Origin of the sequence: Streptomyces sp. enrichment culture (genome assembly GCF_964273255.1) — a bacterium.
Taxonomy (GTDB): Bacteria; Actinomycetota; Actinomycetes; order Streptomycetales; family Streptomycetaceae; genus Streptomyces.
Genome location: NZ_OZ186835.1, coordinates 5,959,604 through 5,981,216, shown reverse-complemented (window position 1 = coordinate 5,981,216; position 21,613 = coordinate 5,959,604). Strand labels below are relative to the sequence as shown.

20 protein-coding genes and 2 tRNA genes are annotated in these 21,613 nt (G+C 72.9%); 4 read left to right on the top strand and 18 right to left on the bottom strand.

Annotation, left to right across the window (positions count from 1 at the left end; all coding sequences use genetic code 11):
• Positions 1–28 precede the first annotated feature (28 nt).
• From ruvB to pgsA, 10 genes are all read right to left on the bottom strand, one after another.
• Positions 29–1,099 (bottom strand): Holliday junction branch migration DNA helicase RuvB, encoded by a 1,071-nt coding sequence (gene ruvB / locus ACSU53_RS26115; protein WP_437031543.1) that lies wholly within the window; start codon positions 1,097–1,099, stop codon positions 29–31.
• A 31-nt stretch (positions 1,100–1,130) separates the two neighbouring features.
• Positions 1,131–1,736, bottom strand: a complete 606-nt coding sequence (ruvA, locus tag ACSU53_RS26110) for a Holliday junction branch migration protein RuvA (RefSeq protein ID WP_437031541.1) — start codon at positions 1,734–1,736, stop codon at positions 1,131–1,133.
• On the bottom strand, positions 1,733–2,350 hold the full coding sequence (ruvC, locus tag ACSU53_RS26105; RefSeq protein ID WP_437031539.1) for a crossover junction endodeoxyribonuclease RuvC: 618 nt from the start codon (positions 2,348–2,350) through the stop codon (positions 1,733–1,735). Before ruvC ends, ruvA begins: the two co-directional genes overlap by 4 nt.
• A gap of 155 nt (positions 2,351–2,505) precedes the next feature.
• Positions 2,506–3,258 (bottom strand): YebC/PmpR family DNA-binding transcriptional regulator, encoded by a 753-nt coding sequence (locus tag ACSU53_RS26100; RefSeq protein WP_362093257.1) that lies wholly within the window; start codon positions 3,256–3,258, stop codon positions 2,506–2,508.
• Between the two features lie 49 nt (positions 3,259–3,307).
• Positions 3,308–3,916: a pyridoxal 5'-phosphate synthase glutaminase subunit PdxT gene (gene pdxT, locus ACSU53_RS26095; protein WP_437031537.1), complete on the bottom strand. Its 609-nt coding sequence runs from the start codon at positions 3,914–3,916 to the stop codon at positions 3,308–3,310.
• 8 nt (positions 3,917–3,924) lie between these two features.
• Entirely contained in the window at positions 3,925–4,836 is a 912-nt protein-coding gene (gene pdxS, locus ACSU53_RS26090; protein ID WP_437031534.1) for a pyridoxal 5'-phosphate synthase lyase subunit PdxS, read from the bottom strand.
• A gap of 159 nt (positions 4,837–4,995) precedes the next feature.
• A complete protein-coding gene (locus tag ACSU53_RS26085; protein ID WP_437031532.1) occupies positions 4,996–5,538 on the bottom strand; it encodes a hypothetical protein in 543 nt (180 codons plus the stop codon).
• Positions 5,539–6,065: 527 nt separating this feature from the next.
• On the bottom strand, positions 6,066–7,229 hold the full coding sequence (locus tag ACSU53_RS26080) for a glycosyltransferase family 4 protein (RefSeq protein WP_437031530.1): 1,164 nt from the start codon (positions 7,227–7,229) through the stop codon (positions 6,066–6,068).
• Positions 7,226–8,167 carry a phosphatidylinositol mannoside acyltransferase gene (locus ACSU53_RS26075; protein WP_437031528.1) on the bottom strand — a complete coding sequence of 314 codons (942 nt, stop codon included), beginning with the start codon at positions 8,165–8,167 and terminating at the stop codon, positions 7,226–7,228. The genes ACSU53_RS26080 and ACSU53_RS26075 overlap by 4 nt, the downstream gene beginning before the upstream one ends.
• Complete coding sequence (gene pgsA / locus ACSU53_RS26070; protein ID WP_437033412.1) at positions 8,164–9,003, bottom strand: phosphatidylinositol phosphate synthase; 840 nt, start codon at positions 9,001–9,003, stop codon at positions 8,164–8,166. The genes ACSU53_RS26075 and pgsA overlap by 4 nt, the downstream gene beginning before the upstream one ends.
• Positions 9,004–9,245: 242 nt before the next feature.
• Here pgsA and ACSU53_RS26065 point away from each other — a divergent pair, with 242 nt between their 5' ends.
• Together ACSU53_RS26065 and ACSU53_RS26060 are read left to right on the top strand one after the other, a co-directional pair.
• Complete coding sequence (locus ACSU53_RS26065; RefSeq protein WP_437031526.1) at positions 9,246–11,444, top strand: elongation factor G-like protein EF-G2; 2,199 nt, start codon at positions 9,246–9,248, stop codon at positions 11,442–11,444.
• A gap of 310 nt (positions 11,445–11,754) precedes the next feature.
• A complete protein-coding gene (locus ACSU53_RS26060) occupies positions 11,755–13,410 on the top strand; it encodes a hypothetical protein (RefSeq protein WP_437031524.1) in 1,656 nt (551 codons plus the stop codon).
• Between the two features lie 127 nt (positions 13,411–13,537).
• Here the strand turns inward: ACSU53_RS26060 and ACSU53_RS26055 are convergent, their stop codons facing one another.
• The 4 genes from ACSU53_RS26055 to ACSU53_RS26040 form a co-directional block, all read right to left on the bottom strand.
• Entirely contained in the window at positions 13,538–14,086 is a 549-nt protein-coding gene (locus ACSU53_RS26055) for an HIT family protein (protein ID WP_432058776.1), read from the bottom strand.
• A 91-nt stretch (positions 14,087–14,177) separates the two neighbouring features.
• Positions 14,178–16,154 (bottom strand): threonine--tRNA ligase, encoded by a 1,977-nt coding sequence (gene thrS / locus ACSU53_RS26050; RefSeq protein ID WP_437031522.1) that lies wholly within the window; start codon positions 16,152–16,154, stop codon positions 14,178–14,180.
• Positions 16,155–16,247: 93 nt separating this feature from the next.
• Positions 16,248–17,546, bottom strand: coding sequence for a hypothetical protein (locus ACSU53_RS26045; protein WP_437031520.1), 1,299 nt, complete (start codon positions 17,544–17,546; stop codon positions 16,248–16,250).
• Positions 17,543–18,109, bottom strand: a complete 567-nt coding sequence (locus ACSU53_RS26040) for a DUF4365 domain-containing protein (RefSeq protein ID WP_437031517.1) — start codon at positions 18,107–18,109, stop codon at positions 17,543–17,545. Before ACSU53_RS26040 ends, ACSU53_RS26045 begins: the two co-directional genes overlap by 4 nt.
• A 169-nt stretch (positions 18,110–18,278) precedes the next feature.
• On the opposite strand from ACSU53_RS26040, the gene ACSU53_RS26035 reads away from it, so the two are divergent.
• Positions 18,279–19,004, top strand: coding sequence for a 3'-5' exonuclease (locus ACSU53_RS26035; protein WP_437033410.1), 726 nt, complete (start codon positions 18,279–18,281; stop codon positions 19,002–19,004).
• Between the two features lie 59 nt (positions 19,005–19,063).
• Here ACSU53_RS26035 and ACSU53_RS26030 read toward each other — a convergent pair.
• The 4 genes from ACSU53_RS26030 to ACSU53_RS26015 form a co-directional block, all read right to left on the bottom strand.
• Positions 19,064–19,135 (bottom strand) — tRNA-Val (locus ACSU53_RS26030).
• Between the two features lie 39 nt (positions 19,136–19,174).
• Positions 19,175–19,624 carry an SRPBCC family protein gene (locus ACSU53_RS26025; protein WP_437031515.1) on the bottom strand — a complete coding sequence of 150 codons (450 nt, stop codon included), beginning with the start codon at positions 19,622–19,624 and terminating at the stop codon, positions 19,175–19,177.
• Positions 19,625–20,057: 433 nt separating this feature from the next.
• Positions 20,058–20,129 (bottom strand) — tRNA-Val (locus ACSU53_RS26020).
• Between the two features lie 101 nt (positions 20,130–20,230).
• A complete protein-coding gene (locus ACSU53_RS26015) occupies positions 20,231–20,692 on the bottom strand; it encodes a TIGR02611 family protein (protein WP_437031513.1) in 462 nt (153 codons plus the stop codon).
• Between the two features lie 191 nt (positions 20,693–20,883).
• Here ACSU53_RS26015 and ACSU53_RS26010 point away from each other — a divergent pair, with 191 nt between their 5' ends.
• Positions 20,884–21,297 carry an SsgA family sporulation/cell division regulator gene (locus ACSU53_RS26010; RefSeq protein ID WP_004002642.1) on the top strand — a complete coding sequence of 138 codons (414 nt, stop codon included), beginning with the start codon at positions 20,884–20,886 and terminating at the stop codon, positions 21,295–21,297.
• The last annotated feature ends 316 nt before the right edge of the window (positions 21,298–21,613 follow it).

Below are 21,613 nucleotides of genomic sequence, written 5' to 3'. Positions count from 1 at the left end.
GTTCCTGGTCGGACCAGCGTCGTCGCGGTCAGGTCCCGAACAGGTCCCCTTGTCCGTTTCCGGCGGCCTGTGAACGGGGCGGCACCAGGCCGAGGTGCGTCCACGCCGCCGGGGTGGCGATCCGGCCGCGCGGGGTGCGGGCCAGCAGGCCCTCCCGCACCAGGAACGGTTCGGCCACCTCTTCCACGGTCTCACGTTCCTCGCCCACCGCGACGGCGAGCGTGGACAGGCCGACGGGTCCTCCGCCGAACAGCTTGAGCAGCGCTTCGAGCACCGCCCGGTCGAGCCGGTCCAGGCCGCGGGTGTCCACCTCGTAGACCTTCAGGGCCGCCGCGGCGATCTCCCGGTCGATCCGGCCGTCGGCCTTGACCTGCGCGTAGTCGCGGACGCGGCGCAGCAGGCGGTTGGCGATGCGGGGGGTGCCGCGGGAGCGGCCCGCGATCTCGGCGGCCCCGTCGGCGTCGATCTCCACGTCGAGCAGGCTCGCCGAGCGGTGCACGACCCGCTCCAGCTCGGCGGGCTCGTAGAACTCCATGTGCGCGGTGAAGCCGAAGCGGTCGCGCAGCGGGGGCGGCAGCAGGCCGGCCCGGGTGGTGGCGCCGACCAGGGTGAAGGGGGGCAGCTCCAGCGGGATGGCGGTGGCGCCGGGGCCCTTGCCGACGATGACGTCGACGCGGAAGTCCTCCATCGCCATGTACAGCATCTCCTCGGCGGGCCGGGACATGCGGTGGATCTCGTCGAGGAAGAGGACCTCGCCCTCCTGGAGGGAGGACAGGATCGCCGCGAGGTCGCCCGCGTGCTGGATCGCGGGCCCGGAGGTGATGCGGATGGGCGCTTCCATCTCCGCCGCGATGATCATCGAGAGGGTGGTCTTGCCGAGGCCCGGGGCGCCGGAGAGCAGCACGTGGTCGGCGGTGGCGCCGCGCGCCCGCGCGGCCCGCAGCACCAGGTCGAGCTGCTCGCGCACCTTCTCCTGGCCGATGAACTCGCCCAGGTCCTTCGGGCGCAGGGCGGCCTCGACGGCCTGGTCCTCCCGGTCGGCGACAGGGCCCACCAGCCGCTCGGGAGCGGGGGTGTCGGTCGTGTCGTCCCAGTTCACTGAAAAGGTCTCCTAGCGGATGGGCCGGGGGCTATCGGGCGCGGTTCAGGGTCTGCAGGGCGGCCTTCAGCAGGGCGCCGACCTGGGGAGTGCCGCCGGCCGCCTCGGCCTGGGGGGTGACGGCGGCGACGGCCTCGTCGGCCTCGCGGGTCGCGTACCCGAGGCCGATCAGGGCCGCGTGCAGCTGGTCGCGCCAGCCGCTGGTGACGGGGGCGCCGACGGCCGGGGCGCCGACGGGTTCGCCGAGCCGGTCCTTCAGTTCGAGGAGCAGCTTCTGGGCGCCCTTCTTGCCGATGCCGGGGACGGCGGTGAGCGCCTTCTCGTCGGCGGTGGCGATCGCCCGGCGCAGGGCGTCGGGGCTGTGCACCGCCAGCATGGCCTGGGCGAGGCGGGGGCCGACGCCGCTGGCGGTCTGGAGCAGCTCGAACGTCTGGCGTTCGTCGTCGTCCGCGAAGCCGTACAGCGTCAGGGAGTCCTCCCGGACCACCAGGGAGGTGGCCAGCCGGGCCTGCTGTCCGACGCGCAGGGAGGACAGCGTGTTCGGCGTGCACTGGACGGCCATGCCGACGCCGCCGACCTCGACGACCGCGGCGTCGGGGGCGAGTGCGGCGACCGTGCCGCTGACGAAGGCGATCATGCGGGGCGCCCCTTCGGTGGGTTCGGTGCCGCGGTGGTCCCCGCGGCGGGTGTGCGCGCGGCCGGGCGCCGCGCGGCGGGTCGTCTCTCCGCGGCTGCCGCCCCGGCGTGCCGGGCGACCGCCTGCTGGAGGCGGTTCTGGGCGGGGGCCCGCCAGATGTGACAGATGGCGAGGGCGAGGGCGTCGGCGGCGTCGGCGGGCTTCGGGGGCGCGTCGAGTCGCAGCAGCCGGGTCACCATGGCGCCGACCTGGGCCTTGTCGGCGCGGCCCGAGCCGGTGACGGCGGCCTTGACCTCGCTCGGGGTGTGCAGGGCGACGGGCAGGCCGCGACGGGAGGCGCACAGCAGGGCGACGGCGCTGGCCTGGGCGGTGCCCATGACCGTGCGCACGTTGTGCTGGCTGAAGACGCGTTCCACGGCGACGAACTCCGGCCGGTGCTCGTCCAGCCACTGCTCCAGGCCCTCCTCCAGGGCGACCAGGCGCCGGCCCAGGTCGGCGTCGGCGGGCGTCCGCACGACCCCGACGCCGAGCATGGTGAGCGGCCGTCCGGCGACTCCCTCGACCACCCCGACGCCGCACCGGGTCAGCCCCGGGTCCACCCCCAGTACGCGCACGCTCCACCTTCCCTGGCCGTCGTCCGTCCGTGCAGGCTATCCGCTGCCACCGACAACGCCGGGCAAGGCGACGGGCCGACGGGATCTCCCGTCGGCCCGGTGTGCCGTTCCACCGCGTCCGTACCGCGCCGTCCCGGTGCGGGCTACGGCTACGGCTACGCGTCGACCTTCTCCATGATCTCGTCGCTGACGTCGAAGTTGGCGAAGACGTTCTGCACGTCGTCGCTGTCCTCCAGCGCGTCGATCAGCTTGAAGATCTTCTTCGCGCCCTCCTCGTCCAGTTCGACCTGCATGGTCGGGACGAAGTTGGCGTCGGCGGACTCGTAGTCGATGCCGGCGTCCTGGAGCGCGGTGCGCACCGCGACCAGGTCGGTCGGCTCGCTGATGACCTCGAAGGACTCACCGAGGTCGTTGACCTCCTCGGCGCCCGCGTCGAGCACCGCACCGAGCACGTCGTCCTCGGACAGTTCGCCCTTGGGGACGATCACCACGCCCTTGCGGTTGAACAGGTACGACACGGAGCCCGGGTCGGCCATGGAGCCGCCGTTGCGGGTCATGGCCACGCGGACCTCGGAGGCGGCACGGTTGCGGTTGTCGGTGAGGCACTCGATGAGCACCGCGACACCGTTCGGGCCGTAGCCCTCGTACATGATCGTCTCGTAGTCCGCTCCGCCGGCCTCCAGGCCCGCGCCACGCTTGACCGCGGAGTCGATGTTCTTGTTGGGAACCGACTGCTTCTTGGCCTTCTGGATGGCGTCGTAGAGCGTGGGGTTGCCTTCGGGGTCGGCACCACCCATCCGGGCCGCGACCTCGATGTTCTTGATCAGCTTCGCGAAGAGTTTGCCGCGCTTGGCATCGATGACGGCCTTCTTGTGCTTCGTCGTGGCCCATTTAGAGTGGCCGGACATCTGCCTGTCTCCTTCGCGTAACCCATCCCTGCAACGAACGCATGGAATCCTACAAGGACCCGGCCCCGCTCCACGCGCGCGTCATCCGGACGAACAGTGCGTGCACGCGGTGGTCGCCGGTCAGCTCGGGGTGGAACGAGGTGGCGAGCGCGTTGCCCTGACGGACCGCGACGATGTGGCCGTCGTGCTCGGCGAGCACCTCCGCGCCGGCCCCGACGGACTCGACCCACGGGGCACGGATGAACACCCCGTGCACCGGATCGCCCGGGACGCCCCGCACGTCGACGGCCGCCTCGAAGGACTCGTTCTGCCGTCCGAAGGCGTTGCGGCGCACGATCATGTCGATGCCGCCGACGGTCTCCTGCCCGGAGCGCGGGTCCAGGATCTTGTCGGCGAGCAGGATCATCCCGGCGCAGGTGCCGTACACGGGCAGGCCCTCGCGGACGCGGGCGCGCAGCGGCTCCAGCAGGCCGAAGAGGATGGCCAGCTTGGAGATGGTGGTCGACTCGCCGCCGGGCAGGACGAGGCCGTCCACCCCGGCGAGTTCCTCGGGGCGCCGCACGGGCCTGGCCACGGCGTCGGCCGCGGCCAGGGCCACCAGGTGCTCCCGTACGTCGCCCTGGAGGGCCAGGACGCCGATCACAGGTGAAGCGGGCATCCGGGCGCCTACCAGCCGCGGTTGGCGTAGCGCTCGGCCTCGGGGAGGGTGTCGCAGTTGATGCCGACCATGGCCTCACCGAGGTTGCGGGACGCGTCCGCGATGATCTTCGGGTCGTCGTAGAAGGTGGTCGCCTTCACGATGGCGGCGGCGCGCTTGGCCGGGTCGCCGGACTTGAAGATGCCGGAGCCCACGAAGACGCCCTCGGCGCCGAGCTGACGCATCAGGGCGGCGTCGGCGGGCGTGGCCACACCGCCGGCGGAGAACAGCACGACGGGCAGCCTGCCCAGCTCGGAGACCTCCTTGACCAGCTCGTACGGGGCGCGCAGCTCCTTGGCGGCGGCGTACAGCTCGTGGTTGTCGTAGCCGCGCAGCCTGGCGATCTCGTTCTTGATCTGGCGCAGGTGGCGTACCGCCTCGACGACGTTGCCGGTGCCGGCCTCGCCCTTGGAGCGGATCATCGCGGCGCCCTCGGCGATCCGGCGCAGGGCCTCGCCCAGGTTGGTGGCGCCGCACACGAACGGCGTGGTGAACGACCACTTGTCGGAGTGGTTGACCTCGTCGGCCGGGGTCAGGACCTCGGACTCGTCGATGTAGTCGACACCGAGCGACTGCAGCACCTGGGCCTCGACGAAGTGGCCGATGCGGGACTTGGCCATCACCGGGATGGACACCGCGTCGATGATGCCCTCGATCATGTCCGGGTCGGACATGCGGGCCACGCCGCCGTCCTTGCGGATGTCCGCCGGGACCCGCTCCAGGGCCATGACGGCGACCGCACCGGCGTCCTCGGCGATCTTCGCCTGCTCCGGCGTGACGACGTCCATGATCACACCGCCCTTGAGCTGCTCGGCCATGCCGCGCTTCACGCGGGCGGTGCCGGTCTCGGGGGCCTGGTTCTCGGAGAGCGTGCTGGACACGAGTGACCTCACTGAGGGGATGGGGAGGATTCCTGCTGCACCGAGGAAACGTGAGCGGACCAGTCCACAGCAAGGGCCAATGGGAAGCCGGTGGATCGTTTTCGCGGGCCGCCGGCCGGTACGGGACGGGACGGGCGGATGTCGTCGCCAGGCCGCCCGTCAGGCCGCCCGTTCCACCAGGGGGGCGGGGGGCTCGTCGTCCATCTCGAAGGCCATCGGGAACGGTGCGTGCCCCGCCAGCCGGAACCAGCGCACCTTGCGGTGGCGGCGCAGCGCGCGGGCCGCCCGCACGGCGTCGTTGTGGAAGCGGCGGGCCATCGGCACCCGGCGCACGGCCTCGGAGAGCTCCTGGGCCGCGGCCTCTCCCCCGGGCGCCTCACGGACCACGTCGACCTGCGGCGCCTCCGCGAACACCGCGCGCAGGGCCTGGCTCAGCTCGCTCTCGGCGACCTCGCGCTGCTCCTCCACCGCCTGCCGGGCGGCGTGCGCCGCCTCGTACAACACGATCGAGGCGGCGGGGTCGAGCACGCCCGAGGTGGCCAGTTCCTGCGTCACCGAGGCGCGGCGCAGCAACTGGGCGTCCAGCGCGGCCCGCGCGGCGTCGATCCGCGCGTGCAGCCGGTCCAGGCGTCCGGCCGTCCAGCTCAGGTACAGGCCGATCAGGACGAGGGCGACGAGGATCCAGATGAGGGTTGCGGTCACGGGCGGCAAGGCTACCGGGGCGCTCCGCTGGGGGTGCGGGTGGTGTGACGTGCCGTCGGCTGTCGGCGCGCCGTCCCCGGGGGCTGCCGTCCCCGGACCCCCGCGTCGGCCTCAACGGCCTCGTCCTCAAACGCCGGACGGGCTGAAAAGCCACACCCCGCGGCGACGACGGCACCCCGGGGCTCCGCCGCGCGCCGGACGGGCGGAGTGAGCGCACCCCCGCCGCAGGCACCGCCCTCAGGGGCTGCCGCCCCCGGACCCCCGCATCGGCCTCAACGGCCTCGTCCTCAAACGCCGGACGGGCTGAAAAGCCACACCCTGCGGCGACGACGACACCCCGAAGCTCCGCCCGCACGCCGGACGGGCAGAAGGAGCCCCACCCATCGGCACCAGGGGCGCCCGCAAGCTCCGCCGCACGCCGGACGGGCAGGGTGAGCCCCCTGACAACAGGCGCCCCAAGCCTCGGCCCCACGCCGGACGGGCGGTGGATGAGCCCGCCCCCTGACCTGCGGGCACCCCCGGAAGGTTCAGTCCCGGGCCAGGCCGAAGCGGGACCACAGGCCCGTGGTGCGGTCGTCGGCCGCTACGGCTGCCGCGCCGGCGGTGACCGTCTCGTAGACGGAGAGGATGTCGGCGCCCACGGTGGACCAGTCGAAGCGGCGGACGTGGGTGCTGCCTCGGTCGCGAAGCTTGGCGCGGCGCTCGGGGTCCCCGAGGAGCCGTACGGCCGCCGAGGCGAGTGCGTCGGCGTCCTCGTTGGGGAACAGCTCGCCGGCCTCGCCGCGGTCGAGGACCTGCGCGAAGGCGTCGAGGTCGGAGGCGAGGACGGGGGCGCCGGCGGACATGGCCTCGACGAGGATGATGCCGAAGCTCTCGCCGCCGGTGTTGGGGGCCACGTAGAGGTCGACGCTGCGGAGCAGGCGCGCCTTGTCCTCGTCGCTGATCATGCCGAGGAACTCCACCCGCGAGCGCAGCTGTGCGGGAAGCGTCTCCACGGCCTCCTCCTCGTCGCCGCGTCCGGCCACCAGGAGCCGGGTCTGCGGGCGGGCGGCGAGGATCTTCGGCAGGGCCCGCATCAGCACGGGCAGGCCCTTGCGGGGTTCGTCGATCCGGCCGATGAAGCCGATGGTGTCGCCCTGCCACTCGGGCTTCGGCTCGGCCCGCGCGAAGAAGTCCACGTCGACGCCGTTGGGGATGACCACCGCGTCGCCGCCCAGGTGCTCGACGAGGGTGCGCCGGGCGTACTCGCTGACCGCGATCCGCGCGCTGATCTTCTCCAGGGCCGCCTGGAGGATCGCGTACGCGGCGATCATGGCGCGCGACCGCGGGTTGGACGTGTGGAAGGTGGCGACGATCGGCCCCTGGGCGGCCCAGCAGGTCAGCAGGCCCAGCGACGGAGAGGTCGGCTCGTGGATGTGGATGACGTCGAAGGCGCCCTCGTGCAGCCAGCGCCGTACCCGGGCCGCCGACAGGAAGCCGAAGTTCAGCCGGGCCACCGAGCCGTTGTAGGGCACCGGTACCGCACGGCCGGCGGAGACGACGTACGGCGGGAGCGGGGTGTCGTCGTCGGCGGGGGCGAGCACGGAGACCTCGTGGCCCAGGCGGATGAAGTACTCGGCCAGGTCCCGGATGTGGAACTGGACGCCGCCGGGGACGTCCCACGAGTACGGGCAGACGATGCCGATTCTCACGGGGTGTCCTCCCGGGCCTGCGGGGTTCGCCGGGCGGGGTCACGGGCGGGGTCGAGGTCCTTGAGCCACAAGCGCTGGAGCATGTGCCAGTCCTCCGGATGGGCGGCGATCCCGGTGGCGTAGGCGTCGGCCAGCGCCTGTGTCATGACGGACGTCTTCTCGGCGCGCGTACCTGACTCGGGCACCTCGACCGGCGGGTGCACACGGCCCCGCATCACGGGCGAGTCGTCGTACCAGAGGGTCACGGGCAGCAGCCGCGCCCCGGTCTGCTGCGCGAGCAGGGCGGGGCCGGCCGGCATCCGCGCGGTCTCGCCGAAGAAGTCCACCTCGACGCCCGAGGCGGACAGGTCCCGGTCGGCGACCAGGCAGACCAGGCCGCCGTCGCGCAGCCGTCGGGCCAGGGTGCCGAAGGCCGTGCCGCCGCTGTGCGGCAGGACCTCCATGCCCAGGCCCTCGCGGTAGGCGACGAACCGGTCGTACAGCGTCTCCGGCTTCAGGCGCTCGGCGACGGTGGTGAACGGGATGCCCAGCCGGGTGGTGACCCAGGCGCCGGCGAGGTCCCAGTTGGCGAGGTGCGGCAGTGCCAGGACGACGCCCTTCCCGGCCGCCATGCCCTCGGTGAGGTGGTGCAGGTCGTCGGGTTCGAAGCCGTTCCTGATGCGCTCCTCGCTCCAGGCGGGCAGCCGGAAGGACTCCATCCAGTAGCGCAGGTAGGACCGCATGCCCGCGCGGGACAGTTCGGCGAGCCGCCGCGGGCCCGCGTCGGGCACCACCCGCGCGTAGTTGCCCTCCAGGCGCAGCACGCCGGTGCCGCGCCGCCGCCACGCGAGGTCGGCGATGGTCCGGCCCAGTCCGGCGGCGACGGGCTCGGGCAGCTTCTTCACCGTGCTCCAGCCGGCGCCGTACAGGCCGTCGGTCAGGCGCTCCCGGGCACTCACGTCGCCGCCCCGCTCCCCCGGCGGCCGCCGCGGTCCGCGACCGCGCCGCCCGCGGTGCCCTCCTCGCCGGTGCGCGGGCCGGCCGCACCGGTGTCCGGCGCCGTCGCGTCACCGGCGGCCGCGTCCCCGGCCGCGGTGCCGTCGGCCGCCGCGTCCGCCTCGGCGGCCTCCCGGCGCACCGTGACGACCCGCTGGACCAGCGTGACGAGGCTGCCGACGGCGACGATCCACAGGGCGACCGGCAGCAGGTACTGGATGCCGGGCACGCCGAACGCGTGCAGTCCGGCGAGACCGGCGGCGACCAGGGAGATCACCAGCCGCTCGGCCCGCTCCACCAGTCCGTTCACCGCGACCGGCAGGCCGATCGACTCGCCGCGCGCCTTGGTGTACGACACGACCTGGCCGCTGGCCAGGCAGAAGATCGAGACGGCGCACAGCACCGTGTCGTCGCCCCCGGCCGCGTACCACAGGGCGAAGCCGCCGAAGATCGCCCCGTCGGCGACCCGGTCGAGGGTGGAGTCCAGGAAGGCGCCCCAGCGGCTGGAGCGGCCCAGCTGGCGGGCCATGTTGCCGTCGACCAGGTCGGAGAACACGAAGAGCGTGATCACGACCGTGCCCCAGAAGAACTCGCCCATGGGGTAGAAGACCAGCGCACCCGCGACCACGCCGGCGGTACCGATGAGCGTGACCGTGTCGGGGCTGACCCCCCGCCGGATGAGAAACGCGGCGAACGGCGTGAGGACACGCGTGAAGAATGCACGCGCGTACTTGTTCAGCATGGCCTTCCCGACGGTCGGTGTGGCCGCGCGGCCCCTGCTGGCCACCGGCTGGCCCATCGTAGTCACGCGGCCGCACGGGCGGCCGGGCACCCGCCCCGACGGCCCGCGGGGGCACGGGACATCGGGACGCGGGAGCGCTGCGCGCAGCCGTCCCGGCGCACGGCGCGCGTCCTCCGTATGGACGCACCGTGACCGGAGTGGAAAGCTCGGAATACCGCGGGCGCCGCCGGAGCCGCACCGCACGCGGATTCCGCCGGTCCGCGCCCACAGCGACCTCACCGTGCACGGGAGGCAGGACCATGGGCGACAAGGCGCACACACACCCCGGAGCCGCCGGCAGGGCACAGGCGGCCGACCACCCCGCGTCCGTACGGAATGTGGTGCTGGTCGGCCACTCCGGAGCGGGCAAGACAACCCTGGTGGAAGCTCTCGCACTGACCGCGGGAGCGGTGAACCGGGCGGGCCGCGTGGAGGACGGCGGCACGCTCTCCGACTACGACGAGATCGAGCACCGGCAGCAGCGCTCGGTGCAGCTCTCCCTGGTGCCCGTCGAATGGGACGGCATCAAGGTCAACCTCCTCGACACCCCCGGATACGCCGACTTCGTCGGTGAGCTCAGGGCCGGTCTGCGCGCGGCGGACGCGGCCCTCTTCGTCGTCTCCGCCTCCGACGGCGTGGACGGCTCCACCCGCATGGTCTGGGACGAGTGCGCGGCCGTCGGCATGCCCCGCGCCATCGTCGTCACCCACCTGGAGGCGGCCCGCGCCGACTTCGAGGAGATGACCCGGGTGTGCGCCGAGGCGTTCGGCGGTGACGACCCCGACGCCGTCCTGCCGCTCTACCTGCCGCTGCGCGGCCCGGAGGGACCCGACGGGCACGCCCCCGTGACCGGCCTGACCGGGCTGCTGTCGCAGAAGCTGTTCGACTACTCCACCGGCGAGCGCAAGGAGTCCGAGCCCGGCCCGGACCAGCTGCCGCTCATCGCGGACGCCCGCAACCGGCTCATCGAGGGGATCATCGCCGAGAGCGAGGACGAGACCCTCATGGACCGCTACCTCGGCGGCGAGGACATCGACACCGGCATCCTGATCGAGGACCTGGAGCGCGCCGTGGCCCGCGGGGTGTTCTTCCCCGTCCTGGCCGCCGCCCCCGCCGCCGACGGGGCCCGCCAGGGCCTGGGCACGGTCGAGCTGCTGGACCTGGTCACGGGCGGGTTCCCGACGCCCCTGGAGCACGGCACGCCCCGGGTCACCACGGTCGACGGCAGGCCGCGCGAGCTGACGCCCTGCGACCCCGGGGCCCCGCTGGTCGCCGAGGTCGTGAAGACCTCCTCCGACCCCTACGTGGGCCGGCTGTCCCTCGTCCGCGTCTTCTCCGGCACCCTGCGCGCCGACCAGACCGTCCACGTCTCCGGGCACGGCCTGGCCGACCGCGGTCACGAGGATCACGACGTCGACGAACGCATCGGCGCCCTGACCACGCCGTTCGGCAAGCAGCAGCGCCCGGTGCCGCACGTCGTCGCCGGGGACCTGGCGTGCGTGGCGAAGCTCGGCCGCGCCGAGACCGGCGACACCCTGTCCGCCAAGGACGACCCGCTGCTGATGGAACCGTGGGAGATGCCCGACCCGCTGCTCCCGCTGGCCATCCGGGCCCACAGCAAGCCCGACGAGGACAAACTCTCCCAGGGGCTGTCCCGGCTCGTCGCCGAGGACCCCACCATGCGGCTCGAACAGAACCAGGACACCCACCAGGTGGTCCTGTGGTGCCTGGGCGAGGCGCACGCCGACGTCGCCCTGGAGCGGCTGCGCAGCCGCTACGGCGTCCAGGTCGACGTGGTGCCGCACCAGGTGGCGCTGCGGGAGACCTTCGGCTCCCCCGCGTCCGGGCGGGGCCGGCACGTCAAGCAGTCCGGCGGGCACGGCCAGTTCGCGATCTGCGAGATCGAGGTGGAGCCCCTGCCCGGCGGCTCCGGCATCGAGTTCGTCGACAAGGTCGTCGGCGGCGCGGTGCCGCGGCAGTTCATCCCCTCCGTGGAGAAGGGCGTGCGGGCGCAGGCGGCGAGGGGTGTGGCCGACGGGCATCCGCTGATCGACGTGCGGGTGACCCTGCTGGACGGCAAGGCGCACTCGGTGGACTCCTCCGACGCCGCCTTCCAGACGGCCGGCGCGCTGGCCCTGCGGGAGGCCGCGGCCCAGGCGACGATCCACCTCCTGGAACCCGTCGCCGAGGTCACGGTCCTGGTCGGCGACGACTACGTGGGCCCGGTGATGAGCGACCTGTCGGGCCGCCGCGGCCGGGTCCTGGGCACCGAACAGTCCGCTGCCGGGCGCACCCTCGTCCGCGCCGAGGTGCCCGAGATCGAGATCGGCCGGTACGCCGTGGACCTGCGCTCGCTCTCGCACGGCACCGCCCGCTTCAGCCGCCGCTACGCACGGCACGAGCCGATGCCGCCGCAGGTCGCGCAGCGCCTCCGTCAGGAGGTCCGGGCGGCGTCGTAGGGCGAGCGGCGGCCTCGTCGTGCTCCGTGGCGCGCGCGGTGCGGTGGGTGCGGCCCGGGCGGCGGCGTGGGGCGGCGCCCGGCGCCCGCGCGAACCGTCGCCGGGCGCCCGCGCACGCGCCTCCCGCTCCGCGCGCCGCGGAACGCTTCACCCCGTGCCGCAGCGGGCCGGCCCCGTCCGCGCACGGTTTGTCACCGTCCGCAGACGAACGGGCCCGGCGGCGGATACGCTGAAGACCTGATCAACAGGTGTGCGCAGCAGGGAAGTCGGGAAGGCCGCAAGACGACAGTCGCGGCGATCGGGGGCGGGAATGACCGTTGAGAGCGGTTACGCGGACTTCTTCGGTCCGCAGGTGCCGCGCACGGGTGACGAGGGGCACACGCCGACCTTCGCGCTGGCCTCGGCGGCCTACCGGGACAACGAGGCCGACGAGATCCTCAAGGCCAACAACGAGTGGCACGCGTCGGCCGTCTCACCGCCCCGGATCAAGCTGTTCCGGCCGAACCTGGGCGAGGCGTTCTCCCGGGCGGTCATCGACCGGATGCTGGGCTCCGGACGGGCGCCGCTCGTCCAGTCGTTCGGCACGCAGCCGCACGTGGTCGTCGAGCACAGCCTCGCCGCCCACCGCATCCGCCGGGAGCGCGACAACTGGCTCAGCGCCGTCATGGTCCTGTGCGGCGTGCTCTTCCTGCCGGGCCTGCTCGTCTGGCTGCTGGTGTTCCAGATCCGCACCACCATGACCAAACGCGAGGACAAGCGCGCCGGGGCCCTGGCCACCACGCTGCTCGTCGGCGTGGGCGCCCTCGCGGTCCTCTTCCTGCTGCGCATGCCCTTCGACGGGTTCTGGGGCTGGTACGCCCGCGCCTGCGTCGTCGCCCCCGTCATCGGCTGGTTCTGGGCGAAGCGGATCTGCGAGCGCACCGCGCACGACCTGCGGGAACGCTGGGAGAGCCTGCTCTCCGGCGGCAGCGTGGGCGCCAAGGTCCCCGAGGCGGTGCCCAGCAGCCCCGGCGAGACCGCCGCCGAACAGCTGCGCCAGTCCCTGGCCCGGCTCAGCGCCGAGCAGCAGTCCAACTCGGTCTTCTACGCGGGCCCCAAGGGCATACTCGGCATGGGCACCCGGTGGGGCAGCTGGCAGCTCGCCGAGGAACTGGTCCCCGCCGACCCGGACCGCGAGATCAACCCCTTCCGCAGCTGGGACGTCATCAAGGCGATCCACGACCGGCTGCGCATGCTGGAGCGCGGTCCGCTGCACACCGGCGGTTTCACCAAGCCCTCCGTCCGCCACTGGATCGTCACGCCGATCGGCGAGAACGCCACCGCCGTGTCCCGGCCCGAGGGCACCGACGTGGAGGCGTACCAGGTCAAGCCGCACGCCATACAGGAGATCTGCAACAAGCAGCAGTTCGGCGCCGGCGACCGCCACTACCTCGGGGTCCAGTGGACCCTGTGGGACGGCCAGCTCGTCATCACCATGCTGATCACGGTGACCGTCCTCCACGAGACCCTGCGCATCGAGGTCACCGGCCACGCACTGGGCCCCGTGCACCCCCTGTTCACCACGAAACCGGCCGCCAAGGAGAAGACGGTCCAGAAGTCGGTGAAGTTCTGGGAGACCCGCACGGTCAAGCTCCCGCTCGTCGACGCGGACGAGGTGGTGCGCCTCGCCGCCCGAGCGCCGCTGACCTGGTACCCGCCGCTGCTGTACTGGCTGGGCGGCAAGCTGACCCTGCCCGAGCCGTTCGGCCTGCGGCACGCCTGGGCGGACAAGCCGTGGCGGCACCGCTTCATGGCCGACGACGCGCTGCGCGCCGCGACGCCCGTTCTGCGCGCGGTGCACTCCGCCGCGATCAAGGTCCTGGCGGAGAACGGCGTGGACACCGAGAAGTTCGGCGCCCGCTCCTCGGCCCTCAGCGGGGCGGTGCAGGAGGCGGCGCCCAAGAAGGCCGACCTCTACGACGCCTGAGGCGGGTGCCCCGGCCGGGGCACCCGCCGGCGCCGCGCCCTCCGGCCGCCCTCGTCGCGTCGTCGCCTTGTGTCCTCGCGTCGCGTCGCGTCGTCGTCGCCGGCTCGCTCGTCGCCGGTTCAGGCATTCAGGCCGAGGGCCAGGCGTCCGCCAGCATCTTGCGGGTGTCGCCCAGCAGTTGCGGCAGCACCTTGGTGTGCCCCACGACCGGCATGAAATTGGTGTCGCCGCCCCAGCGCGGGACGACGTGCTGGTGCAGGTGAGCGGCGATCCCGGCGCCGGCCACGGTGCCCTGGTTCATGCCGATGTTGAAGCCGTGCGCGCCGGAGGCGGCCCGCAGCGCGGTCATCGCCTGCTTGGTCAGCTCGCCGAGCTCGGCCGTCTCCTCGGCGGTGAGGTCCGTGTAGTCGGCCACGTGCCGGTACGGCACCACCATGAGGTGGCCCCCCGTGTACGGGTACAGGTTGAGCACCGCGTAGACGCGCTCACCGCGCCGCAGCACCAGTCCGTCCTCGTCGGACTTGGCCGGGATCGAGCAGAAGGGGCAGCCGTCGTCGGCACCGGGACCGGTCGGCTTGTTCTCGCCCTGGATGTAGGCCATCCGGTGCGGCGTCCACAGACGCTGGAACGCGTCCTGCGTCCCCACTCCCCACTGCTGCTCCGGCTCACTCGTCATGCGTGCAGCATATGGCGTCCCGGGGGGAGTACGGGACGGGCCCCCGGGGGATCGAACTCCCGGGGGCCCGTACCGTGGCGGGTCGGGCGGGTCAGACCTGTGCGCGCTCCTCGACGGCCTTCACGATCTTCGCGATGGCCTCGTCGACGGGGATGCCGTTCTCCTGGGAGCCGTCGCGGTAGCGGAAGGAGACGGCCCCGTTGGCCATGTCCTCGTCGCCCGCGATGACCATGAACGGCACCTTCTGCTTCTGGGCGTTGCGGATCTTCTTCTGCATGCGGTCCGAGGAGGAGTCCACCTCGACCCGCAGCCCGCGGGTCCGCGCCTGGGCCGCGAACCGCTCCAGGTACTCGACGTGCGCGTCGCCGATCGGGATGCCGGTCGCCTGCACCGGGGCCAGCCACGCCGGGAAGGCGCCCGCGTAGTGCTCCAGGAGCACCGCGAAGAAGCGCTCGATGGAGCCGAACAGCGCGCGGTGGATCATGACCGGGCGGGTCTTGGAGCCGTCCGCGGCCGTGTACTCCAGGTCGAAGCGCTCCGGCAGGTTGAAGTCGAGCTGGATGGTCGACATCTGCCAGGTGCGGCCGATGGCGTCCTTGGCCTGCACGGAGATCTTCGGTCCGTAGAAGGCGGCGCCGCCCGGGTCGGCCACGAGTTCCAGGTTCTGCTTCTCGGCGACCTGGCGCAGCGTCTCGGTGGCCTCCTCCCACGCCTCGTCGGTGCCGACGAACTTCTCCGGGTCCTTGGTGGACAGCTCCAGGTAGAAGTCGTTCAGGCCGTAGTCGCGCAGCAGGTTCAGGACGAAGGTGAGGGTCTTGTCGAGCTCCTCCGACATCTGCTCGCGGGTGCAGTAGATGTGCGCGTCGTCCTGGGTGAAGCCGCGGGCGCGGGTCAGGCCGTGCACGACGCCCGACTTCTCGTACCGGTACACGGTGCCGAACTCGAACAAGCGCAGGGGCAGTTCACGGTAGGAACGCCCGCGCGCGTCGAAGATCAGGTTGTGCATCGGGCAGTTCATGGGCTTGAGGTAGTAGTCCACGCCCTCGTCGAGCTGCATGGGCGGGTACATGCCGTCGGCGTACCAGTCCAGGTGGCCCGAGATCTCGAAGAGCTTTCCCTTGGTCGCGTGCGGGGTGTAGACGAACTCGTAGCCCTCCTCCTCGTGCCGGCGGCGCGAGTAGTCCTCCATGACCCGGCGGACGATGCCGCCCTTGGGGTGGAAGACGGCGAGGCCGGAGCCGATCTGCTCCGGGACGGAGAACAGGTCCAGCTCGGAGCCGAGCTTGCGGTGGTCGCGCTTCTCGGCCTCGGCGAGGAACTCCAGGTGCGCCTTCAGCTCGTCCTTGGACGGCCAGGCGGTGCCGTAGATGCGCTGGAGCTGCTTGTTCTTCTCGCTGCCGCGCCAGTAGGCCGAGGCGTTGCGCATCAGCTTGAACGCCGGGATGTTCCGGGTGGTGGGCAGGTGGGGGCCCCGGCAGAGGTCCTTCCAGCACAGTTCGCCGGTCTTGGCGTCCAGGTTGTCGTAGATGGTCAGCTCGCCGGCGCCGACCTCGACGTCCGCGCCGTCGTCGTGCGAGGCGGCGCCCTTGAGGCCGATCAGCTCCAGCTTGTAGGGCTCGTCGGCGAGTTCCGCGCGGGCCTCGTCGTCGGTGACGACGCGGCGGACGAAGCGCTGCCCGCGCTTCTGGATCTCCTGCATCTTCTTCTCGATGGCCTTGAGGTCATCGGGGTGGAACGGCCGGTCCACGTCGAAGTCGTAGTAGAAGCCGTCCCGGACCGGCGGGCCGATGCCCAGCTTGGCCTCGGGGAACAGTTCCTGCACGGCCTGGGCCATGACGTGGGCGGTGGAGTGACGGAGGATGTTCAGGCCGTCCTCGGAGGAGATCTCGACGCCCTCGACGGTCTCGCCGTCGCGCACTTCCCAGGAGAGGTCCTTGAGCTCGCCGGACACACGGGCGGCGATGACCGAGCGGTCGCCGGCGAAGAGCTCGGCGGCCGTAGTGCCCGTCGTCACCACGCGTTCTTCCCGCTCGGAATCGCGTTGGATGATCACACGGACGTCTGACACCGGTCTCTCCTGACTGAAGGCTGTGGTCGCGGCGCCGTACCGGAGCGCACGCATGGGTGCGATCGTACCGACCCGGGCGGGGCCTGTGCGAAATCATTCCGCCGCGGCCGCCCCCGGCCGCCCGCCGTCGCCGCCGGCCCGGGTGCCCGGGCCGGTCCCGTCGGGGGCGGCTCCGGGAATCCCGCCGAAGCCGCCCGCCGCCTCCGCGTGTTCCTTCAGTGCCTTCATGAGCCGGTCGCGTTCGGCCTCCTCGCCCTCCAGGGGCACGACCTCCTCGACGCCGGTCATCCGGCGGAAGCCGCTCCGGCTCTCCAGCCGGCCGCGCACCCGGACGGGCAGTCCGGCGAGGTGGGCCTCGCCGGCGGTGCGGTAGTCCGTCTCGTCGAGGGCGAGCCGTACGGAGCCGAGGGCGGCGCCGGCCAGGACGCGCAGGCGCACGGTGCCGCCGCCGCCCGGGCCCGGCCGGTGCAGGCGGACCACGGTGCCGGTGATCCGCACCGGCACGGAGGGCTCGGCCTGCCGGTAGCGGGCGCCGGCCTCGCGCAGGGCGGGCAGGTCCCCGGGGGAGAACTCGACGGGGTCGGCCAGGTCCGTGCAGCCGTCGGGCACCCCCGCCGCCGGGGCCCAGGCGACGCCGACGCGGGCGCCCTCGGTGCCCTGGACGAGGGCGACGAGTGCTTCGGTGAGGTCGTGGCAGACCCCGGCGGCGACGGCGGTGTCGAAGGCGTCGGGCGAGCCGGTGGCGCGGCGGTAGTCGACGGCTTCGCGGGCCGCGTACAGGGCGTGGTGGAGGCGGACGGCGAGGGCGCGGCCGGTGTGGACGGGGACGAAGGCGGTGAGGCGGCGGCCGCCGGGCGCGGGGGCGACCAGGACGTCGTCGAGGGCGGCGGCGGCCGGGCGGCGGTGGCGGGCGCCGTGGTAGCCGGCCCGGGCGCGGGCGGCGAGGGCGGCGGCGAGCAGGGTGCGGCGGGCCGCGCCGCGCAGGTCCTCCTCGGTGGTCCAGCCACTGGCGCCGCCGGGAGCCGTCGGGGCGTCGCGCCACCAGCGGATCTCGTCGCTGGGGACGGCGAGGGCGACGAGGATCTCGCGGGCGGCGGGGGTGCCGGCGCGGGCCAGTGCGGTGAGGGCCTCGGCGAGCAGGTCGTCGCTGTCGGGGAAGGCGCGGCTCACCGGCACCAGCAGGCTGGTCGTGCCGTGGGCGGGCCCGGGCGGGGTCCAGCGGCCGTAGCGTCCGGGGGTGCCGCCGCGGCGCAGCCAGCCGTGGCGGTGCAGGAGTGCGGCGAGCACGGCGGGGTCGGCGTCGCCGGGTGCGGGCGGCCGGCCGTGCCAGGCGGCGTCGGCGGGGTGCGGGCGGGCGGGGCGCGGGGGCTCGCCGGTGGGGCGGTGGGTCACGGTGTCCCTCCGGTCCCGACCCGGGCCATGATCTCGCACAGCGCGCGGTCGTCGAAGACGTGCGTGGTGGGGATGCGCACGGTGGTGCGGGTGCGGCCGGTGACGGGGTGTCCGGCGAGGTTCGCCCAGTAGCAGCAGTGCCGCAGTTCGAGGCGGTCGTGGCCCGCCCGCAGCCAGTCGTCCGGGGAACGCGGGACGAGCATGACGACGAGGATCTTGTGCACGGTCACGGGGGTGCGGGCCAGCTTGACCAGGTGCGCGTTGTCGAGCGTGAAGGAGAAGGAGCGGCCCGGCGGGCCGGGCGCGACCTGGTACGTCGCCTTGAGCTGCACCTTGATGGTGATCTCGTCGTCGACGGTGTGCCCCGGGGCGCTGTGGCTGACGTGCCAGTCGATGCCGTTGTCCGGGAAGGGCTGGGACAGCGAGCAGCCGGCCGCCGCGGCGACGGCGTGCAGGTAGGCGACCTGCAGGGTCTCCATGCAGGCGGTGGTGGCGAGGGAGCCGCGGGAGGGGGCCGTGCGCCCGGGCAGCAGCCCGCCCCGTTCGGGCTGCGCTACGGCCATGGCCAACAGCCTTCCAGAACCAGTGTTTCCCCGTACCGGGCCGCTGAACTGCGCGGACCCGTACTCCTGTTGTCTCCTTCCGGCGTACGGCGCAAACGGGGCGGGTATCACCCGGGCGGGGCAGCGGACGGTGCGTCAACTGCCGAAGGTGAACGAGGGGTTGTTGGGTATGGCGTGCTGGTACGAGGGGCCGTTGGCCGCTTTCGACACGGAGACGACGGGCGTGGACGTGGAGACGGACCGGATCGTGTCGGCCGCCGTCGCGATCCAGGAGGCTCCGGGCAGCCGTCCGCGGATCAGCCGGTGGCTGGTGAATCCGGGTGTTCCGGTGCCGGCCGCCGCGACGGAGGTGCACGGTCTGACGGACGAGCAGGTGCAGCGCCACGGGCGCTGGCCGGCTCCGGTGATGTACGAGATAGCCCAGGTGCTCGCGGAACAGGCGCGGGTGGGACGGCCGTTGGTGGTGATGAACGCGCCGTTCGACCTGACGCTGCTGGACCGGGAGTTGCGCCGGCACCGGGCGTCGTCGCTGAACCGGTGGTTCGACCGGACGCCGCTGCTGGTGCTGGATCCGCGGGTGCTGGACAAGCACCTCGACCGGTACCGCAAGGGCCGCCGCACGCTGACGGACCTGTGCGCGCACTACGAGGTGCCCCTGGACGGGGCGCACGACGCGGCGGCGGACGCGGTGGCGGCGCTGGAGGTGACGCGGGCGGTCGGCCGGCGGTTCGCGGCGCGGCTGGAGCGGCTCTCGCCGGGCGAGCTGCACACCCTGCAGGCGGTGTGGCACGCGGCGCAGGCGCGCGGGCTGCAGACGTGGTTCGCGCGCAACGGTTCCCAGGAGGCCGTGGACCCGGCCTGGCCCCTGCGCCCGGACCTGCCGGCGGCCGCTTAGGGGAGACGGTGCCCGGGAACGACGAAGCCGGTCCGTCGGGGACGGACCGGCTTTCCCGGTGGGCGATACTGGGTTCGAACCAGTGACCTCTTCGGTGTGAACGAAGCGCTCTCCCACTGAGCTAATCGCCCGGGAACGGACTGAACCATACAGGTCCCGGGACGCTTCCTTCAAACCGCTTCGAGGTGCCAGGCCAGGCCGCGCCGCCCGGCGCGCATCATCAGGGCGTGGTTGGCGCGGAAGAGGCAGTGCGCGGGCAGGGCGAGGCGGCGCAGCAGCGGCTTGCGGACCTCGGCCTCCTGCTCGTACCGGGCGAGGCAGCCGCCGGTGCGCACGGGGGTCACGGTCCAGCGGGCGCGGCCGGTGATGTCTCCGTCGAGGCCGACCTCCAGGATTCCGGCCGCGGGGTCGCGCCGGCGCGTGCGCAGGACGACGACGAGGTCGTAGGGCAGGACGGAGCGGATCCGGGCGGTGCCCGCGGTGGCGTCGGTCCGGGTGACCTCACGGACCTGGGGCCACCAGCGGGGGTAGTCCTCGACGCGTTCCAGGATCCGGTAGACGACGGGTGCGGGTGCGGGCAGGGCCCACCGGCTGCGGAAGCGGTAGTGGTTGGGGTCCATGCCCGGAGTGTGCCCGCGCGGGGCGGGATCTCTCCGGAACGTGGTCCGGCGTGGTGTCCGAAGTGGTCCGGCGGGGCGTGCCGTTGGGTGGGGCCGAGCCGTTCCGGACGACGGTGTGCGGCATTCGGGCGGCGGCGGTGCCGGGAATTCGCCGGTATTCCGCAACGCGTGCGCGGAAGGGGTGGATTCCCGCCGGATACGCGAGTGTTGGCTTCTTCGGGGAAGTCCGGGAGCGGCCGGAAGTCGCTGTCGGAGGCGTTCTGCGGATTCCGCTTCCCGGTGCCCCCGCGCTCTCGCGGGCGCGGTGCGGCCGGTGCGGCGCCCCGCACGAAAAGTAACGGGCCGTCACCGCAGCGCGGGAACGGCTGTGAGTGTTCCTCCCCCACGTCAGCGGCCCGGCCCACTGATCGTGAGCCGGGCCGTCGTGTTCCGGTGGGCGATACTGGGTTCGAACCAGTGACCTCTTCGGTGTGAACGAAGCGCTCTCCCACTGAGCTAATCGCCCGGACGCAGGAAGAACATTACCCCATGTCAGGGGGTGCTCATGACCACCGGAGGCCGGGCCGCCGCTCCCCGGTCACGGGAGCGGCCGGCCGAGCCGCGGGGTCACTGGTCCTTGATCTTCCAGGGCATCTCCAGGCCGAACTTCCACAGGTAGACGCCGGCCAGCGCGCCCGCGATCACCAGGCCGACCGAGGTCAGGATGAGGTTGCGGCGGCGCACTTTCGGGTCCAGGGCCCGCTGGGCGGCCTCGGTGACCTTGCGCTTGGTCCAGCGCAGCACCAGCTGGGCCCAGGCGAACTCGGTCCCCCAGATCGCCATGCCCGCGAAGATCACGACCCAGCCGGGCCCCGGCAGCACCAGCATCGCGGCGCCCGCGGCCACGACGGCCAGGCCGACGACGAAGACGCCGACCTGCCAGCTGACGTGAAGGGTCCTGCGGGCCTGGATGAAGGCGGGCGCCCGGGAGCCGAGCGGCCGCCCCTGGGGTTCCCCGTCCTCCTCGGCCCGGCCCGCTCGGTCAGCTGTCATGGTCGCCTCGCCGGCCTTGTCACTCCCCGTGTTCATACGCCCAAACCCTACCGGAGCGATTCGCATCACCGGAATGGGCGCAGCGGACGATCGATCTCTCGGCCGGAAGGGTTACGTAAACGCACGCAAAACACGCAGAGGGGTTTACAACGGCACCGTAGGTGGCATGTCGATTTCGCCGACGTGCGAATCCCCGAGCGCACACTGAGCGAAAGGCCCTGGCGCTTATGAACACCACGGTCAGCTGCGAGCTGCACCTGCGCCTCGTTGTGTCGAGCGAGTCCTCCCTGCCTGTCCCCGCAGGCCTGCGGTACGACACGGCCGACCCCTACGCCGTGCACGCCACCTTCCACACCGGAGCCGAGGAAACCGTCGAGTGGGTGTTCGCCCGCGACCTCCTCGCCGAGGGACTTCACCGCCCCACGGGCACCGGCGACGTCCGCGTCTGGCCGTCGCGCAGCCATGGCCAGGGCGTCGTCTGCATCGCGCTCAGCTCCCCGGAGGGCGAGGCACTGCTCGAGGCCCCGGCGCGGGCCCTGGAGTCCTTCCTGAAGCGCACCGACGCCGCCGTGCCGCCCGGCACGGAACACCGGCACTTCGACCTCGATCAGGAGCTCTCGCACATCCTGGCGGAAAGCTAGGCGGGACTCCCCCAGCAGCCCGGCGCCGTCGACTCGGGGTGACGGCTCGGGCCAGGACAGCCGTGCATCACGGCACGCGACGGCGTCGGCACCGCGGATCTCCGCGGTGCCGACGCCGTCGCGTCGTGTGGGCCGCCCCTACGGCTCCCTGGGGCCGCAGCGTCGTGGCACGATGCCGGAACGTGCGCGTCCGGTCACGCCGGGTCGCGGGGCGGGAACTCGCGGCCGCCGCCGGACGTTGTACTCGAAACCATGTGCGGGTCGGTACGGGTGTTCCCCCGGGGCGGAGCCACTACCATCGGCCAGCAATCGGCGG